Consider the following 18,379-nt stretch of genomic DNA (forward strand, 5'->3'; position numbering starts at 1 on the left):
ACGATCGAGCCCAGCGTGCCGAGCTCGAAGATCTCTTCGCGGCCCGGATCGTCGGACTTCGCGTCTCTCTGCGCGGCCAGCAAGAGCGTGCGGTCGCCCGCCATGGCGCGTTCGAGCGCGCGGACCGACTTCTCGCGGCCCACGAACAGCGGCACCACCATGTGCGGGAACACGACGATGTCGCGCAGCGGAAGCAGCGGCACCAGGCCGACCTTGTCGCCGCCGTCCCGTTCCCCGTCGCCCTTGAAGAAGGCCATGCCAGTTCCTTACGCGCTCTCGGCGCGGTCGTACACCATCATCGGCTCGGCGCCGTGCCGGACGACCTCTTCGTTGATGACGACTTCGGAGACGTCGTCGCGTGACGGGATGTCGTACATGATCTCGAGCATCATGGTCTCGAGGATCGAGCGCAGCCCGCGCGCGCCCGACTTGCGCACGATCGCCTCTTCGGCCACCGCGCGCAGCGCGCCGTCGGAGAAGCGCAGAGTGACTCCCTCGAGCTCGAGCAGCTTCTGGTACTGCTTGACCAGCGCGTTCTTGGGCTCGGTCAGGATCTTGTACAGCGCTTCCTGAGACAGCTCTTCCAAGGTGGCCACGACCGGGAGCCGGCCCACGAACTCGGGGATCATCCCGAACTTCAACAGGTCCTCGGTCTGGATGTGCTTGAACAGCTCGCCGAGCTTGCGCTGGCGCTTCTTCAGCTCGGCGCCGAAGCCCATGCCCTGCACGCCGATGCGCCGCTCGATCACGTCCTCGATGCCGTGGAAGGCGCCGCCGCAGATGAACAGGATGTTCGTGGTGTCGACCTGCACGAACTCCTGCTGCGGGTGCTTCCGCCCACCCTTGGGCGGGACGTTCGCGACCGTGCCCTCGATGATCTTGAGCAGCGCCTGCTGCACGCCCTCACCGGACACGTCGCGCGTGATCGAAGGGTTCTCGGACTTGCGCGCGATCTTGTCGATCTCGTCGATGTAGACGATGCCGCGCTGCGCGCGCTCCACGTCGTAGTTCGCGCTCTGGAGCAGGTTCAGGATGATGTTCTCGACGTCCTCGCCGACGTAGCCGGCCTCGGTCAGCGTGGTCGCGTCGGCGATCGTGAACGGCACGTCGATGATCTTGGCCAGCGTCTGCGCGAGCAGCGTCTTCCCGCAGCCCGTCGGGCCGAGCAACAGGATGTTCGACTTCTGCAGCTCGACGTCGCCCACCACCGACTGGTTCTCGATGCGGCGGTAGTGGTTGTGCACCGCGACCGAGAGGATCTTCTTGGCCGACTCCTGCCCGACCACGTACTGGTCGAGGAACGCCTTGATCTCGCGCGGCTTCGGGACGGAGGAGCTGCCGCGGTCGCTGTCGCGGCTCGCCTCTTCCGCGATGATGTCGTTGCACAGCTCGATGCACTCGTCGCAGATGTAAACGGTCGGGCCCGCGATGAGCTTCTTCACTTCCTTCTGGCTCTTGCCACAGAAGGAGCAGGCGAGATTCGTTCCCTCTTCCTTCTTCTTCATCCGCCTTGCTTCCCTTCCCCGTTCACGGCGCGGGGCCCGCGCTCGTGCCTGGAAATGATCTTGTCCACGAGCCCGTAGTCCAGCGCCTCCTGGGACGACATGAAGCGATCGTCCTTGGTGTCGAGCTCGACCTGCTTGGGATCGCGGTTGCAGTGGTGGCCCAGGATTTCGTTGAGCTTCTGCCGCAGGGTCAGGAACTCCTGGGCGTGGATCTGGATGTCGGTGGTCTTGCCCTGAACGCCGCCCCAGGGCTGGTGGATCATGACGCGCGAGTGCGGCAGGCAGGAGCGCTTGCCCTTCGCGCCCGCCGCGAGCAGCACCGCGCCCATGCTCGCCGCCTGACCCATGCAGATGGTCTGCACGTCGGGGTTCACGTACTGCATGACGTCATAGATGCCCAGACCGGCGTTCACGTCACCCCCGGGTGAGTTCACGTAGACGTAGATGTCTTTCTCGGGGTCGTCGGCCTCGAGAAACAAGAGCTGGGCGATGACGAGGTTGGCGACGTCGTCGTTGATGGGGCTGCCCAGGACGATGATGCGGTCCTTCAGGAGCCGCGAGTAGATGTCGTAGGCGCGCTCGCCGCGATTCGACTGCTCGATCACCATCGGAATCAGCAACGACATCCCCCCATTCTAGCGGATCGGTCCGGAGCAAGAAGTGCAGACAGCAGACTTTTCCTTTTCGATTCCGCGACTTTACGTGTCTTCAAACTTAGCTGCGTCGAGTGCGAATTCAACCGCTTTCTGTTCCAGGATTCCGGCGCGCAGCGCGTCGAGCAGACCGCGCTCGCGATACTCGCGCTTGAGCTCGCCGAACTTCTTCCCGTTGGCCTCCGCGATGCGCTCGAGCTGCTGATCGACGTCGGCGTCGGAAACCTCGATGGCCTCGGTCTTCGCGATCGCCGGTGCGAGCAGCGCCATCCGGACCTCGTTCTCGACCTGGGGCTTGAGCTCCTGGCTCCAGCGCTCGACGAGCTGCCCGAGCCCGTCGCGCGAGACGCGCGCGTTGCCGAGCTGGCCGAGCATGCGGCCGATGCGCGCGCGCACCTGTGACTCGACCAGCTGAGGCGGAACCGGGAACGGATTGGCGGCGAGCAGCGCCTCGACCAGCGCGCCGCGCTCGAGCCGCTTCTGCTCCGCCTCGCGGCCCTCGGCCACGCGCCGGGTCAGATCCTCGCGCAGCTCGGCCAGCGTGGCGAAGCTCGACACGTCCTTCGCGAACTCGTCGTCGAGCTCGGGCACCTCGCGGCGCTTCAGCGCGACCAGCTTCACCTCGAAGTGCACGGTCTTCCCGCGCAGTGACTCGTCGGCGTGGTCCTCGGGCATCGCGATCTCGAACTGACGTTCGTCGCCGACCTGCATGCCCACGAGCTGGTCCTCGAAGCCACCGAAGGTGCGGCCCGCGCCGATCTCGACCTGCGCCTCGCGCGCGCTCGAGCCGGCGAAGGGCTTGTCGTCGATCTTTCCCACGTAGTCGAGGATCGCGACGTTGCCGCGCGCGACCGACGCGCCGCTCGACTCCTCGACGAGCTGCGCCTGGCGCTGCCGCGCCTCTTCCAGATGCGCCTCGACGGGGTCCTGCTCAGGCACGGGAAGCGTGGGACGCTTCAGCTCGAGGCCCTTCACTTTCTGGACCTCGATCACCGGGCGCACGTCGACCTCGGCGTCGTAGCGGAACGGCGCGCCCTGCTTGGGCGGCTCGCCGGGGTTGAGGCGCGGCTCGCCGATCACGTCGAGCTTGGCCTCGTCGATCGCCTTGCCCAGCGACTCGCCGACCAGCCGCTCCAGCACGTCCTGCGACGCGCGGTCGGCGAAGTACTTCTCGAGCACGTCGCGCGGCGCCTTGCCGGGGCGGAAGCCCTTGATGTGCGCGTTGCGGCCCATCTCGCGGAAGAACGACGCGAACGCCGCATCGACGTCGGTGGTCGGAACCTCGATGTGCAGGCGGCGCTCGACCGGTCCTGTCTCTTCCACATTCACATTCATCAGTGTCTCCGCCCCGACCCATGCTCGCGCGGGCACCCTACCCGCGCTCGGGGCCCGTATCGCCATGATAGGGTACACGCGAGGCTGCTCAACCCGGAGGACCTCGGCCCCATGGCGACCTTGCGCGAGCTCTCCGAACACCTGCTCTCCGGCCGGGCCGACATGCGCGATCCGGCGCACCACCCGTTCGCGTTCGTCGACGCGATCGAGGAAGTCGCCCCGGGAGTGGCGTTCTACAAGGCTTTCGTGAACGTGACTGCGATTCGCACCGCCGAGGGCCTGGTGCTGGTCGACACGGGCTCGTTCCATCCTGCGCAACACGAGCGCAGCTTCCAGGCGGTGCGCCGCTTCGCCAAGGACCCCGTGCACACCGCGATCTACACCCACGGCCACGTGGACCACGCCTACGGCCTGCCGCCCTTCCTGCGCGAGGCCGACTCCGAGCGCTGGCCGCGGCCGGCGATCGTGGGCCACGTCGACGTCGCGCCGCGCATGAAGCGCTACATCGAGACGGCCGGCTACAACACCACCATCAACACGCGCCAGTTCGGCGTGCCGATCGAGTGGCCGATCAACCCGGACTACCCAACCGTCGTGTACCGCGACGACCTGCGTTTGCGCGTGGGCGGGCGCGAGCTCGAGCTGCACCACGCGCGCGGTGAGACCGACGACCACACCTGGGTCTGGATCCCCGACGCGCGCGCGCTGTGCACGGGTGACCTCTTCATCTGGGCCGCGCCCAACGCCGGCAACCCGCAGAAGGTCCAGCGCTACGCGAGTGACTGGGCCGAGGCGCTGCGCGCCATGGCCGCGCGCGAGGCGCAGGTGCTGCTGCCGGGTCACGGCGTGCCGATCTACGGCGCCGAGCGCGTGCGCGCGGCGCTGCTCGACACCGCCGACTACCTCGAGTCACTCTACCGCCAGACACTCGAGCTCCTGAACCGCGGCGCGACCGTGTACGAGATCGTCGAGACCGTGAGACCGCCGGCGGCGCTTGCCGACCGGCCCTACCTGCAGCCGATCTACGACGAGCCGGAGTTCATCGTGCGCAACGTGGTGCGCTGCCTGGGCGGCTGGTGGAGCGGCGTGCCCAGCGAGCTCAAGCCCGCCCCGCGCGCCCAGCAGGCGCGCGAGATCGCGGCGCTCGCGGGCGGCGTCGGCGGGCTGCTCGCGCGCGCGTCGGCCAGCCTCGCGGCCGGCGACCTGCGCATGGCCTCGCACTGGGTCGACTGGGCGGTCGAGGCCGAGCCCGAGAGCCGCGAGGCCCACGCGCTGCGCTCCGACGTGTACGCGCGCCGGGTCGAGGCCGAGTCATCGACCATGTCGAAGGGCATCTTCCGCGCCGCGGCCAACGAGTCGGCGAAGAAGGGCCGGCCGGCTTAGGCGTCCGCGAGCGCGCGCGCGAGCGTCTGGGCCCCCGCGGCAAAGAGCTCGGGCTCGGGCAGCAGCGACAACACGGCGTGACAGCCGTCCAGGTCGTAGAGACTCCCCGGGTGCAGCAGCACGCCGCGCTCGAGCAGCGCGAGCGCCCAGCCTTCGTCGTCGCGGCCGACCGCCGGCAGCCGGAGCACGGCGGCCCAGCCGCCCTCGCCCGCCATCACGCTGGCGGCGCCGCCGGCGAGCGCCTTGCGCAGCACCGCCAGGTTGCCGGCCGTCCGCGCGCGGATGCGCGCCTGCATCGCGGGCGCCGCGCGCAGGATTTTCGGCAGGGCGAGCTGCGCCCACGTGGAGACCGACAGGAAGGTGTCCGCGACCAGCGCCAGCCGCTCGTCCGCCCGGCGCACGAGCTCGGCCGGGCCCGAAGTCACTCCCCAGCCGAGCTTCCACTGCGGCAGCGCGGCCACCTTCGAGAGCCCCGAGAGCACGAAGCACAGACACTCGCGCGGCCCGACCGCCGAGCGGAAGGCCGGCGCGCCGGGATCGAGCGGGTAGTCGCCGAACACCTCGTCCACCACGGCCGCGAGCCCGAGCTCGGCGCACAGGCTCTCCAAGCCCCGCAGCTCGCCCGCACCGAGCACCGCCCCCGTGGGGTTCCCGGGCGAGGTGGCGACCACCGCCCGCGCCCGCGGCTCGGCCCGGGCCACGGCCCGCAGCTCGGCCACGTCGACCTGCCAGCGGCCGTGCCAGCGCAGCGGGTAGTGGACCAGTCGGGCGCCCGCGAGCGCGGCCAGGTAGTCCAGCAGGGGGTAGCCGGGCCGTGGGACCAGCACCGCGTCGCCCGGGTCACACAGCAGCGCCAGGAGCCAGGAGAACGCCTCACTCGTGCTGGCGCAAAGCCACACGTTCTGCGCCTCGCATGCGCTCCCGCGCGCGCGATAGTAATCTGCAACGGCTTCGCGGGCGGAGTCGAGACCGAGCGGCTTGGGGTCGTAACTCGCCTCTCCCGCGTGCGCGAGCTCCGCGAAGAACGACGGCGGATGCCGCAGGCCGACCTCGGTCGGATTGGTGATGGTGAGATCGACGACGCTCCCCCCGGCGGCGCGACGACTCGCGAGCGCACGTGCCAGTGCGTTCGGCGAGAGCTCCCACTGCGTGCGCTTGGAGAACACCGTGCGCGAGAGTAGCCGGCGCGCGCGCGCGCAGTCTCTGCGCAACCTCGGGGCGCGGCGTGCATCCCAGCCGGGAGCACAGGAATGAGTGTCACCCCCGGCGCGCCACGCGCGAACGGCTCGCGCCACTCCTCTGCGTCGGCCGACCCTCGTCTGGAATCCGGAAGCCAAGCGATGTCCTCCACCCTCCCCCTTCCCGCTGCGCAGCAGAAAACCGAGCCCGCGCGGCAGGTCGTGCCGCGGGCGCGCAGCACGCGGCGCTGGCCGAAGCTGCGCTGGTGGGTGCTCCTGCTCGTGATCGCGGGCGTCGCGCTCGCGGTGTGGGCGCTTGCGCGCGAGCTGCGCACCTCGGCCTTCCAGGCGCGCGAGCTGTCGCGCATTGCGCGCGAGGCGCGCTTCGAGCTGGGCGAAGGACCGAGCCCCAGCATCCGCTTCCCCACCGGCGGACCGTTCGACGAGCGCCTGGGCTACACGGAGATCCCCGACTTCGTCGCGCGCCTGTCCGCCGCGGGCTACGGCGTCGAGAGTCAGGCGCGGCATTCGCAGCGCCTGTTGTCACTCGAAGACTGGGGGCTGAATCCGATCTATCCCGAGAAGACCCATGCGGGTCTCTCGATCCGCGGGCGCGACGGCACGCCGTTCTTCGGCGTCGCCTTTCCCGAGCACGTCTACCCGAGCTTCGCCGACGTGCCGCGCGTCCTGGTCACCTCGCTCGCGTTCGTGGAGAACCGCGAGATCCTCGACGACCGCTACCCGAAGCGGAACCCGGCGATCGAGTGGGATCGGCTCGGGCGCGCCGTGCTCGGGCAGGTGCTGCAGATCGCGGGCGCCGAGACGGACCGCGCCGGCGGCAGCACGCTCGCGACGCAGATCGAGAAGTTCAGACACTCGGCCGGCGGACTCACCACCTCGCCGCTCGAGAAGCTGCGGCAGATGGCGTCGGCCAGCCTGCGCGCGTACCAGGACGGCGAAGAGACCGCCGGCGCGCGCAAGCGCATCGTGGTCGACTATCTCAACTCGATGCCGCTCGCGGCAGCGCCGCCGCTCGGCGAGGTGATCGGCATCGGCGACGCGCTCGCGATCTGGTACGGCGTCGACTTCGACGAGACGAACCGGATCCTGCGCGCGGCCGACGACCCGCACTCGAGCTATCCGCTCGAGACACGCGCGCGTGCCTACAAACAGGCGCTCTCGCTCGTGCTGTCCGCCGGACGGCCGTCCTACTATCTGATCCAGGACCCGGCCGCGCTGCGCGCGCGCACCGACTCGTTCCTGAAGCTCTTGCGCGACGAGAAGGCGATCTCGCCCGAGCTGTACGAAGCGGCGCTCGGCATCGACCTCGAGCTGCGCGCCCGCGGCGACGACTCGACCGGGCTGTCGCCCGAGGACCGCAAGTCGGCGGGCGCGGTGCGCACCAAGCTGGTGGGGCTGCTCGGTCTCTCGGACTACTACGCGCTGGACCGGCTCGACCTGTCGGTGGCGAGCACGCTCACGCCCAACGTGCAGGAGGCGGTGACTCGCGATTTGCGCGAGCTGCGTGACCCCGAGCGCGCGCGCTCCGCGGGACTCTACGGCTTCCATCTGCTCGACGGCGGCGACCCGGGGAAGATCGTCTACAGCTTCCTCCTGTACGAGCGCGGGCCGGCGTCGAACGACCTCTTGGTGCAGGCCGACAACCTGGACCAGCCGTTCGACGTGAACGAAGGCGTGAAGCTCGACCTGGGCTCGACCGCGAAGCTGCGCACGCTCGCGACCTATCTCGAGATCATCGCCGAGCTGCACGAGCGCTTCGGCGGCGAGCACCTGCAGACCTTGAAGGCGGTCCAGACCGAGCCGCGCGACCGACTCACGCGCTTCGTGCTCGACGAGCTGATCGCCCACCCCGGCATGCGCCTCGGCCCGCTGTTGGAGGACGCCCTGGACCGGCGCTACTCGGCCAGCCCGGCCGAGACCTTCTTCACGGGCGGCGGCGAGCACCACTTCGCGAACTTCGAGAAGGAGGACGACTACCGGATCCTCACGGTGCGCGAGAGCTTCACGCGCTCGGTGAACCTCGTGTTCATCCGGCTGATGCGCGACATCGTGAACTACTACACGTTCCAGGCGCCCGGCTCGAGCGCCGCGATCCTGCGCGACCCGGCCGACCCGCGGCGCACCGAGTATCTGCGCCGCTTCGCCGACCGCGAGGGCCGCATCTACCTGGAGCGCTTCTGGCGCAAGTATCACGGCCGCAGCCAGGCCGAGATGGTCGAGACGCTGGTGCGCGGCGTGCGCCGTACACCGAAGCGTGTCGCCATGGCGCTGCGCGCCGCGCGGCCCGACGACGACTTCGCGACCTTCGACGCCGCGCTGCGCCAGGAGTTCCCCGAGGCCAAGCTCGAGCCCAGGGTGCGCCAGCGCCTGTACGACACCTACTCGCCCACCAGGTACGGCCTGGCCGATCAGGGGTATCTGGCCGGCGTGCACCCGCTCGAGCTGTGGCTCGTGAACTATCTCGAGCGCCAGCCCGACGCCACCCTGCGCGCGGTGTTCGACGCCAGCGCCGAGCAGCGCATCGCGGTCTACAACTGGCTGTTCAGCCGCCACCGCCGCGCGGCCCAGGACCGCCGCATCCGCAGCCTGCTCGAGATCGAGGCCTTCCTCGAGGTGCACCGCAACTGGCAGCTCCACGGCTATCCGTTCGAGTCACTCGTGCCTTCGCTGGCGACCGCCATCGGCAGCGCGGCGGACCGGCCGTCGGCGCTGGCGGAGCTCGCGGGCATCATCGCCAGCGACGGCGTGCGCAACCCGACCAACCGCATGTCGGAGCTGCGCTTCGCGGCCGACACACCCTACGAGACCGTGCTGCGCCCGCTCGACGCGCAGGGGCCGCGCGTGATGCCGGTCGAGGTGGCACGCGCGCTGCGCACGGCCATGGTGAGCGTGGTCGAGAGCGGCACGGCGGTGCGCGCGCGCGGGGCGTTGGTCGCGCCCGACGGACGGCGCGCCGTGGTCGGCGGCAAGACCGGCACGGGCGACCACCGCTTCAAGACCTTCGGCCCCGGCGGGAAGCTGCTCGAGTCACGCGTGGTGAACCGCACCGCGACCTTCGTGTTCCTGATCGACGACCGCTTCTACGGCGTGATCACCGCCTACGTGCACGGACCCGACGCCGCCGCGTTCGCGTTCACGAGCTCGCTGCCGGCGCAGCTCTTCAAGATGATCGCGCCCACGATCTCGCCTCTCCTCGCCGAGCCGCCGCACGACGTCGCGCGCCAGCCTACGTCTGATGGTCGCGTGGGCACCCTACCCACGCTCCGCCCGAACGGCTGAGCGAGCCGCGTCCGCTATCCTGCGCCCTCGATGGGCCCAGCGCCTGCCATCTCCGTCGAGGGCCTTTCGAAGACCTACGTGGTGCCGGTGCGGCCGCCGGGGCTGGGCGCCGCGCTGCGCAGCCTGTTCCGGCGTGAGTCGCGGCGAGTCACTGCGGTCGACGCGATCGGCTTCTCGGTCGAGCCGGGCGAGGTCGTGGGCTTCCTGGGTCCCAACGGCGCGGGCAAGACCACGACGCTGAAGATGCTCTCGGGTCTCCTGCACCCGAGCGGGGGCAGCGCGCGCGTGCTGGGCTTCCTGCCCTGGGAGCGGCAGCACGCCTTCCTGCGCCAGATGACGCTGGTCATGGGCCAGCGCAATCAGCTGATCTGGGACATCCCGGTCGCCGACTCGTTCGAGCGCAACCGCGCGATCTACGCCATCGACCCCGCGCGCTACCGCAAGACCGTGGACGAGCTGGTCGAGCTGCTCGAGCTCGCGCCGCTGCTCGAGCGCCCGGTGCGCAACCTGTCACTCGGCGAGCGCATGAAGTGCGAGCTGGCCGTGGCGCTCCTGCACGAGCCCCAGGTGCTGTTCCTCGACGAGCCTACGATCGGCCTCGACGTGACCATGCAGCGCCGCATCCGCGAGTTCGTCGCGGGCTACAACCAGCGCACGGGCGCGACCGTGCTGCTCACGAGTCACTACATGGCCGACGTCGAGGCGCTGTGCAAACGCGTGATCGTGATCCATCACGGGCGCATCCTGTTCGACGGCCAGCTCGCCGACTTGGTCGCGAGCTTCGCCTCGCACAAGACGGTCACGATCGAGCTCGATGGCCCGCCGCCCGACCTGTCGGGCTACGGCGAGGTGGTGTCTCGCGAGGGCGAGCGCGTGACCTTGCGCGTCGAGAAGGCCGGGACCGCGAAGCTGACGGCGCGGCTGCTCGCCGACCTGCCCGTGATCGACCTCGCGGTCGAGGACCCGCCGATCGAAGAGGTGATCGAGCGCGTGTTCGCGGTGGGGCCCGAGTGAGCTACTTCCGCGACCTGTACGCCACGTTCGTGCGCGTGTCGCTCTCGATCGAGGTGCAGTACCGCGCGGCGAACGTGATCTGGCTCATGGGCATGATCATGGAGCCGGTGATCTATCTCGCCGTCTGGTCCTCGGTGGCCGCGGCGCAGGGCGGGAGCGTGGGCGGCTTCTCGCCCGCCGACTTCGCCGCCTACTATCTCGTGTACGCCTGGGTGAACCAGTTCACGTCGGACTGGCACATGTGGGAGTTCGACGCGCGCATCCAGCACGGACAGCTCGCGTTCCAGCTGCTGCGCCCGGTGCACCCGATCCACGGCGACGTGGCCGAGAACCTGGCGCACAAAGTGTCTCAGCAGGCCACCATGCTGCCCGCGCTGATCGTGCTGGGCTTCGTGTTTCACGCGCGCATCGCGTGGACGCCCTGGGCGTTCGCGGCCTTCGTGCCCGCGCTCGTGCTGGCGTTCGGTGTGCGCTTCCTGTGGGAGTGGTCGCTCGCGCTCACCGCCTTCTGGACCACGCGCATCAGCGCCGTGAACCGGGCCTACTTCGTGCTGCTGATGTTCCTGTCGGGACGCGTCGCGCCGGTGGGCCTGTTGCCGAACGCGCTGCAGACGCTGGGCGCTGCGCTGCCGTTCCGCTGGATGGTCGCGTTCCCGGTCGAGCTCTTGCTCGGGCGGCTCACTCCGCGCGACGTCGCGGTCGGCCTGGTCGCGCAGCTGGGCTGGATCGCCGGCGGCGGGCTCGTGCTGCGGCTGTTGTGGCCGCGCGCGGTGCGGCGCTTCGCGTCGGTCGGAGGCTAGCGCGTGCGCGGCTGGCTCGACGTGTTCTGGACCTTCACCAAGATCGGCTTCCAGAACGAGTCCGCCTATCGCGCGAACTTCTGGGTGGAGATCGTCGAGTCACTGGTCAACGTGGGCTCGGCGCTGGGCTCGGTGCAGGTGGTGTTCGCCCGTACCGACACGCTGGTGGGCTGGACGCCCGCCGAGCTGGTCACGCTGCTCGGGGTGTATTTCACGGTCTACGGCCTGATCCACGTGGTGATCTCGCCGAGCCTCACCCGCTTCATGGACGACGTACGCCAGGGCAACCTCGACTTCACGCTCACCAAGCCCGCGGACGCACAGCTTTTGGTCTCGGCGAGCGAGGTCCGGGTCTGGAAGCTGGTCGACCTGTTGCTCGGGCTCGCGATCCTTTGCTGGGGGCTGTTCGGCATCGGCGCCCGCGTGTCGCTGCTCGCCGCCGCCGGCTTCGCGCTGGCGCTGGTCGCGGGTGCCACCACCGTCTACGCCTTCTGGATGCTGCTCGCGACCTGCGCCTTCTGGTTCATCCGGCTCGAGAACATCCTGATGCTGTTCTGGAACATGTACCAAGCCGGCCGCTGGCCCGTCGGCATCTACCCGCGCTGGCTGCGCATCGGACTCACCGCGCTCGTGCCCGTCGCCTTCGCGGTCACCGTGCCCGCCGAGGCGCTGGCGGGCCGACTCACCGTGTCGAACCTCGCGCTCGCCTGCGCCGTGTCACTGACTCTCGTGGTCGTTTCGCGTTGGTTCTGGCTGCGAGGGCTGAAGCGCTACTCCGGCGCTTCCGCCTAGCGCAGCTCACCGGCAACCAGGCCCCGCTTTCTTCTTCAGCCGCAAGCGCCCTTGCCCGGGGTAAGATGCCCGCGTCGCGCTCGCCGGAGGGAGCCATGCATCGCGCGCTGCGGGAGCTTTGTGTCTTCGCAGCGGTCTGCGCGCTTTCTGCCGGCGTCGCCCGAGCGGCGAGCATCGACCTCGTGGGGGCTGCGGGTGCGGACGGCGCGGCAGGCGCGCCGGGCGACCCCGGACAATCGATCGCCGCCACGCTGGGTGACCCTGATCCCCTGAACAGCCTCACGCTCGTGGGCGGAGCCGGGGGTGGAGGCGGCGATGCCGCGACCGGCAGCCCGGACGCGGGCGGAAGCGGCGGCGCCGGCGGGTCGGCGACGGGAACGGTGACGAACGACTCGACGTCGGGCGCCGAGTCCGATGCCTTCATCACGGGTGGCGCGGGTGGTGCCGGTGGAGTGCCCGGCGGCGTCGGCGGGGTCGGCGGCGCCGCGAGCGCGGCCGCGCAGGCGATCTCGGATGGCCCGGTGCAGGTCACGAGCCAGGCGATCGGAGGCGCGGGCGGAGCGGGCGCAGTGGGTGGCGATGGCGGGGCCGCCAGCGCGAGTGCTGTGGGACGTTCGTACCTGGGCGAGGCGTCGCTGTCGGTGGTGCAGGTCGGCGGCGAAGGGGGCAACGGCTCGGTCCAGGCGGGCGCGGGGCACGACTCGCGCCTGGCCAATGCGGCGGTCGGTGCCGCGCCCGGCGTGCTCAGTCTCTCGCAGCAGGCGCTCGGCGGAGATGCCGGAGTCGGGCCGGGCGCGCGCGGCGGACAGGCCTCTTCCGTACTTGCGCGCAGCGCAGACACGGGTGACGTGGTGCTCGTGTCCGTCGCGCGGGGCGGCGACGCGCGCAGCCCCGACGGCTCGGCCGCCGGCCACGCGATCGGCGGTGACGCGCACGTGACTGCCGTGGAGCTCCTTGCCTCGAGCGGCTCGGTCGACATCACCGCGAACGCGCGCGGAGGAAGTGCCTGGGGTCCCAACGCCGAAGGCGGTCACGCGTTCCTCGACCAGGTCTACGGCACGTCGTCGGGGGGCGGCGCGGTCACCGTGCGCGGCTTCGCCACCGAGGGCAGCGGCGTGCGCGGCGGGTCGCTCTTCCTGAACGACACGGTGCAGGGCGACACCACGGGCGCGCTGTCACTCATCCAGGGCGCAACGGGCGGCTCGGGTACCGAGTCTGCCGGGGCCGCGGAGAGCGACCTCAGCCGCGAGGGGAGCTACTCGAGCCTGCACGTCGAGACCATCGCGGCGGGCGGGAACGTGCGCGGCAACGTGCCGATGGGCGCGGACCCGACCGCCGGTGCCACGGGCACGGCGCACGCGTCGGCATTCAACCTGGGCGGCGGGTCCGAAGCGGTCGCCTCCGCCATCGGCGGGGGCAACGCTTTCACCGACTTCGGACACGGCGCGACGACCGCCGCCGCGGGCATGGCGCAGGCCGACGCCTCGGCCGTGAACGGCCCCGCTTCGGCGACCGCGAGCTCTCAGGGCGGATCGGCGGGAGACAGCAAGGCCGGCTCGGTCGAGCTCGGCTCGGGTGGCGCGGCCGACTCAGTCGCAGGTGCAGTCACTTACGGCACGGGTGACGCGACGGCCTCGAGCACCGCTCAGGGCGGGTTGAGCGTGGGGCCCCCCGGCCCGCTCGACCTGCAGGTCGGCGTCGCCACGGCCGAGGCGAACGCCACGGCTCAGGGCACGGGCGCCGCGGTCGCAAGCGCGGTGGCGACCGGTGGCAACTTCATCGACCCGGCCCCGATGACGGCCCCGCGCTTCGGCAGCGCGCACGCCCTCGCGCGCGCGAGCGGCTTCGGTCCGATCACCGCGACCGCCACCAGCTCCGGCGGCACGGTCACCGACTCGACCTCGCTCGCCACTGCGCTGGGCGGGGGAGCGCTGCCCTCGGCCTACCTCAGCCTCGGGGGCGCCAACTCCCAGCCCGTCGGCCAGACACTCACCTCGATCGTCGAGTACGGCGCGGCGCTCTCGCACCAGGAGTCACTCGACCTGACCCGGAACCGCTCCGACACGATCGGTCTGGTGAACGCGCTGCCCGGCGCGTCCGACGCTGCGACCTGGCTGGCCGGCAACCCGCACGTGCTCGGGCGCATGTCCCCTGACTCACACGCGCTCGCGGTCGGCTTCGTGTACGAGCACGCCGACCAGCAGACGTGGAACGGCAGCTACGCGCTCGCGCTCGATCGCGGGTCACTGCCCGCGAATCAGACCTGGGCGGTGGCGTTCCTCGGCGCCTCGTTTCCCGCCAGCAGCCTCGATTCGCTGGTGCTCGAGCTGTCGATCGACGGCCACACGATCCTCGACGAGCACTTCGCCGACGCGGCCGAGGCGCAGGCCGCGCTCAGCGACCGCCTGGTGGTGATCGACCCGGGCGTGCTCGGTCCGGGTCCGATCTCCAACTTCTCGCTCCAGTACTTCGTCGACGGCGGCACCCTCTCCGACCAGGTGCGGAGTGAGTTCGCGCTGGTCACCGTGCACGTGCCGGAGCCGGCGCTGCTGGGGCTGATGGTCTTCGGGGTCGGGCTGCTCGCGGGCCTGCGCCAGCGTCACCGCTGAGTCATCCAGGCTCCACGAGCCTTTCGCCCGCAAGCGCGCTTGCGTCGGGAAGCGGGTGTCACCAATGGCTGTCACGCGGTGACTTACTCGTGGTATCCTTTGGGTGAACCGGAGGGAGTCATGCGGTCGCTGGTTCGGCTCGGGCTGTCGTTGTGTCTGTTCTGCTCCACTGGAACTGCGGCACGCGGCGCGTCGGTCGACGTGACCGGCAGTGCCGGGACGCCGGGCATCGACGGGACCGCGGGAAACCCGGGCGGCGATGGCAGCGCGGGCGGCCCCGGTGGCCCCGCCGTCGCCACGGCCAACAACGCGGCCGACGACACGAACATCGCGACGGCTCACGGCGGCGCGGGCGGAAGCGGCGGCAATGGGGGCGCCGGCGTGCCGGCCGGATCTCCGGCCGGAAACGGCGGAGCCGGAGGCCGAGGCGGCGATGCCACCGCCACGGCCACGACCGACTCGCCCCCGGGCACGGGCCAGGTCACTGCCATCGTGGGCGCTCTGGCAGGCAACGGCGGCCCAGGGGGTCTCACTCCCGGCGGATCCCCGGGTGCCAGCGGAGACGGCGGCAATGCGCTCGCCTCTGGCGAGGCCATCGCTCCCGGCGCGCGGGAAGCGTACGCGTCCGTCGGCGCCGTCGGCGGAGACGGGTCGGGCTCGGCCGGGTCACACGGCGGAGTCGCGTCGCTCGGCACGGTGCGCGCTCAGTCAGATACCGGCAACGCGGTGATTCAAGCGACCGTTCAGGCGGGCAACAGCGGCCTCCAGGGCACCTCGGCGAACGTCGTCGACGCGATCGATGCCCAGACGGCGGGCGACGTGTCTCTCAGCCAGACTGCGCTCGCGGGATCGGCGTCGCAGAACGCGGGCGACGGCTCGAGTGAGCTCACGAAGAGCGTGTCCTCCCACAACCTTTCCATGACCGTTCAAGCCGACGGCGGCACCGTCGTCGACACCTTCCCCGAGTCGGGAGACACTCACGCGGGCAGTGCGCTCGCGAAGGCAGTCGGGACGAACAACACCGGCGGCGTCCAGACCTACGCCTACGCGTACGGCGGCGGGAACTACATCGGCGTGGGCGGAAATGCCGAGGCAGACGCTACCTCCAGCGGCAACGGCGCGTCGGCCTTCGCGCACGCCGAGGGGGGCAAGACCTTCGACAATCACGGAACCGTGAACGGGACCCGACTCACGGGCGACGCGCTGGCTCAAAGCGTCGCGATCGGCAGCGGAACCATCCACGCCACCGCCGAAGCGATCGGCGACCAGTACAACCTGGCCGCGCCCACGTCGAGCCTCGTCTCGTACGCCATTGCGACCTCGGATGCCAGTGCGATCTCCCAGGCGACCACCGCCGGCGTCGGGACCACGATGCTCTCCAGCGCGAGGTCGAATGCGAACCTGGGCAGCTCCGCGACGGCCGACGTCCACACCCTTCACGGCGTGATCTACGACCTGCACTCCCAGTCTCTCGGGGAGATGGACACGAACGGGATGGTGCACGCGGCGGCCTGGGTGGGTCAGACCGAGACCGTCGCGCAGGCCGCTGGCCACGTCTCCGAGCCCCAGACGGCGGGTGTCTACATGGCGGCCGTCGACGGCGGCACGCCCTGGCTCGCCGGCAACCCGCACGCCATCGACTCACTCCACACTGCCGACCCGAACTCCGAGAACGAGGTCGTGGCGCAGGGACTGTTCAGCGGCACCGCGGGCACCAGCGACTGGAATCTGATCGCGAACGCCACGCTCAACGAGGGCAAGTTCAACGCTCCGCGGGCGTTCAACGTGAAGGTCGGATTCCTCGACTCCACGTTCTCTTCGGACCTTCACCTGCTCACCGTCCAGGTGCTGGTGAACGGCACCTCGGTCGCGAGCTACAGCTTCGGCGACAGCGCCAGCGCGGAGGCCGGGCTCGACGACCTGGTGCTCGCGATCGACCCGGCCCTGTACGAGAACACGGCGACCTCCACGTTCGAGGTCCGCATGGCGGGTCAGTCGGACAGCGCGACGGACGGCTTCTTCAGCAACTTCGTGCTCATGGCCACCGTCCCCGAGCCTGCGCCGCTGGCTCTCTTCGCGCTCGGGATCACGCTGCTGGCGCTGCGGAGACGCCTTTTCGCCTAGCCGGCCGGATCGGGTAAGGTGCGGTCTCGAGGAGGGATCATGACCGCACCGTGCGAGGGCCTGCGCATCGTCGAGGTCGCGAACTGGGTGGCGGGGCCGGCGGCCTGCGCGCTGTTCCGCGACATGGGCGCAGAGGTGCTGAAGGTCGAGCCGCCCGCCGGCGACACGCTGCGCCAGTTCAAGATGCGCAACCTCGGCTACGACACCGACCTGAACACCGCGTTCGAGATCGACAACCGCGGCAAGCGCTCGATCGTGATCGACCTCGAGAAGCCCTCGGCGCGCGGCGTGGTCGAGAGACTCGTGGCCGACGCCGACGTGTTCCTCACCAACCTGACCACCCCGCGGCGCGAGAAGTACGGACTCACCTTCGACAACCTGTCGCGCGTGAATCCGCGGCTCGTGTACACCTCGCTCACCGGCTATGGCACGACCGGCCCCGACCAGGGGCGCCCGGGCTTCGACTTCGCGGCGTTCTGGGCCCGCTCGGGGCTGATGGGATCGCTGGGCGAGCCGCCCTCGCCGCCTCCGCTGTGCCGCGGCGGCCAGGGCGATCACACCACGGCGTTGAACCTCGTGCTCTCGACCTTGCTGGCGCTGCGCGTGCGCGATCAGACCGGCCGCGCGCAGTACGCCGAGGTGAGTCTCTACGGCACGGGCATGTGGACCCTGGCGAGTGACCTGTCGGCCGCGCTCGTGACTCGCACCCACCCGCCGCGCCACGACCGCAGCGCGCCCGCCAATCCGATCTGGAACACCTACCGCACGTCGGACGGCCGCTGGCTCCTGCTCGTGCACCCCGACTCCCAGCCCTTCTGGCCGCGCTTCTGCGCCGCGGTCGAGGAGCCGGGCTGGGCCGCCGACCCGCGCTTCGATACCCCGCTGAAGCGCACGGCCGCGAACCGCGAGCTGGCCGAGGCGATCTCGGCGCGCTTCGCGGCGCGCGACTACTCGCACTGGTCCGATGCGCTCGACCGCGAGAAGCTGATCTGGGCGCCGGTGGCGACGCTCGACGAGGTCGTGAGCTGCCCGCAGGCGCGGTCGATCGGCGCGTTCACGCCGCTCGAGCATCCCCAGCACGGGCGCTTCGAGACCATGGCCGCGCCGTTCGCGTTGGCGGGCGCGGAGATCGCGGCGGAGAGCTCGCGCCCCGCCGCCTGTCGTTTCTGCGGCGTGTCGTAGCGCGAGTCAGTGGCCCAGGAGGGCTCGCCGATCGCCGCGCAGAAGCGCGGCCAGAAGGGCTGTGAGTCGGGGTGCACGAGCAGGAACCAGCGCCCGTCGCCCGTCTGGTAGGTGTTCCAGATCGGGTTCGGCGGCGCCGTGCGGTCGTGGCGCGGCGGCTGCGTGCGCGTGACGAGCGCCGCCGAGAGGTCGCTCGCCAGGGTCCACATGCCGGTGCCGTAGAGACTCACTTCTGCGTACTGCGCGCGCCCCGTCTGGTCGCGCACGCGCAGCGCGAGCAGGGTCGAGAGCACGAGGTTGAGCGCCGTCGTGTGGTCGCCCTGGCCCCCGCGGCACAGCGGCGGCGCGGACGGCGGCTCGCCCAGCGACGCCATCAGACCCGAGCGCGCCCAGAACGCTGCGAAGTCGAAGCCCGGCCGCCCCTCGTCGGGGCCCGTCGTGCCGTAGCCGGTGAGCGAGGTGTACACGAGGCGCGGATTCACCGCCGAGAGCGCGGGAAATGTG

The 18,379-nt window shown here is 70.6% G+C and carries 13 protein-coding genes and 1 pseudogene; 8 read left to right on the forward strand and 6 right to left on the reverse strand.

Features of this window, described 5'->3' with window-relative positions; genetic code table 11:
* The 4 genes from VMR86_05910 to tig all read right to left on the reverse strand — a co-directional run.
* On the reverse strand, nt 1–257 hold a 257-nt coding region (locus tag VMR86_05910; protein HTO06576.1), incomplete at its 3' end, for an LON peptidase substrate-binding domain-containing protein.
* Between the two features lie 9 nt (nt 258–266).
* The gene (clpX, locus tag VMR86_05915; GenBank protein HTO06577.1) at nt 267–1,505 is read right to left on the reverse strand and encodes an ATP-dependent Clp protease ATP-binding subunit ClpX; all 1,239 of its coding nucleotides are present in this window, start codon (nt 1,503–1,505) and stop codon (nt 267–269) included.
* Entirely contained in the window at nt 1,502–2,131 is a 630-nt protein-coding gene (gene clpP, locus VMR86_05920; GenBank protein HTO06578.1) for an ATP-dependent Clp endopeptidase proteolytic subunit ClpP, read from the reverse strand. The genes clpX and clpP overlap by 4 nt, the downstream gene beginning before the upstream one ends.
* A 72-nt stretch (nt 2,132–2,203) precedes the next feature.
* Nucleotides 2,204–3,481 carry a trigger factor gene (tig, locus tag VMR86_05925; GenBank protein ID HTO06579.1) on the reverse strand — a complete coding sequence of 426 codons (1,278 nt, stop codon included), beginning with the start codon at nt 3,479–3,481 and terminating at the stop codon, nt 2,204–2,206.
* A 123-nt stretch (nt 3,482–3,604) separates the two neighbouring features.
* Between tig and VMR86_05930 the strand changes: the two genes are divergently transcribed.
* On the forward strand, nt 3,605–4,876 hold the full coding sequence (locus tag VMR86_05930) for an alkyl sulfatase dimerization domain-containing protein (GenBank protein HTO06580.1): 1,272 nt from the start codon (nt 3,605–3,607) through the stop codon (nt 4,874–4,876).
* Here the strand turns inward: VMR86_05930 and VMR86_05935 are convergent.
* On the reverse strand, nt 4,873–6,042 hold the full coding sequence (locus VMR86_05935) for a pyridoxal phosphate-dependent aminotransferase (protein HTO06581.1): 1,170 nt from the start codon (nt 6,040–6,042) through the stop codon (nt 4,873–4,875). The genes VMR86_05930 and VMR86_05935 overlap by 4 nt on opposite strands.
* Before the next feature lie 174 nt (nt 6,043–6,216).
* Between VMR86_05935 and VMR86_05940 the strand changes: the two genes are divergently transcribed.
* The 7 genes from VMR86_05940 to VMR86_05970 all read left to right on the forward strand — a co-directional run bounded on the left by VMR86_05940 (nt 6,217) and on the right by VMR86_05970 (nt 17,875).
* Entirely contained in the window at nt 6,217–9,354 is a 3,138-nt protein-coding gene (locus VMR86_05940) for a transglycosylase domain-containing protein (GenBank protein HTO06582.1), read from the forward strand.
* Between the two features lie 30 nt (nt 9,355–9,384).
* Nucleotides 9,385–10,368 carry an ATP-binding cassette domain-containing protein gene (locus VMR86_05945; protein HTO06583.1) on the forward strand — a complete coding sequence of 328 codons (984 nt, stop codon included), beginning with the start codon at nt 9,385–9,387 and terminating at the stop codon, nt 10,366–10,368.
* Nucleotides 10,365–11,168 (forward strand): ABC-2 family transporter protein, encoded by an 804-nt coding sequence (locus VMR86_05950; protein HTO06584.1) that lies wholly within the window; start codon nt 10,365–10,367, stop codon nt 11,166–11,168. Before VMR86_05945 ends, VMR86_05950 begins: the two co-directional genes overlap by 4 nt.
* A gap of 3 nt (nt 11,169–11,171) precedes the next feature.
* The gene (locus VMR86_05955; protein ID HTO06585.1) at nt 11,172–11,960 is read left to right on the forward strand and encodes an ABC-2 family transporter protein; all 789 of its coding nucleotides are present in this window, start codon (nt 11,172–11,174) and stop codon (nt 11,958–11,960) included.
* A 182-nt stretch (nt 11,961–12,142) separates the two neighbouring features.
* Nucleotides 12,143–14,569: a PEP-CTERM sorting domain-containing protein gene (locus VMR86_05960; GenBank protein ID HTO06586.1), complete on the forward strand. Its 2,427-nt coding sequence runs from the start codon at nt 12,143–12,145 to the stop codon at nt 14,567–14,569.
* 120 nt (nt 14,570–14,689) lie between these two features.
* Nucleotides 14,690–16,693, forward strand: coding sequence for a PEP-CTERM sorting domain-containing protein (locus VMR86_05965; protein ID HTO06587.1), 2,004 nt, complete (start codon nt 14,690–14,692; stop codon nt 16,691–16,693).
* Nucleotides 16,694–16,732: 39 nt separating this feature from the next.
* Nucleotides 16,733–17,875, forward strand: a complete 1,143-nt coding sequence (locus VMR86_05970; GenBank protein ID HTO06588.1) for a CoA transferase — start codon at nt 16,733–16,735, stop codon at nt 17,873–17,875.
* On the opposite strand, the pseudogene VMR86_05975 reads toward VMR86_05970, so the two are convergent.
* Nucleotides 17,857–18,357: pseudogene (locus VMR86_05975) on the reverse strand (CoA transferase). The gene VMR86_05970 and the pseudogene VMR86_05975 overlap by 19 nt on opposite strands.
* Between the last annotated feature and the right edge of the window lie 22 nt (nt 18,358–18,379).

The sequence above is a fragment of the Myxococcota bacterium genome, assembly GCA_035498015.1.
Lineage (GTDB): Bacteria > Myxococcota_A > UBA9160 > SZUA-336 > SZUA-336 > VGRW01.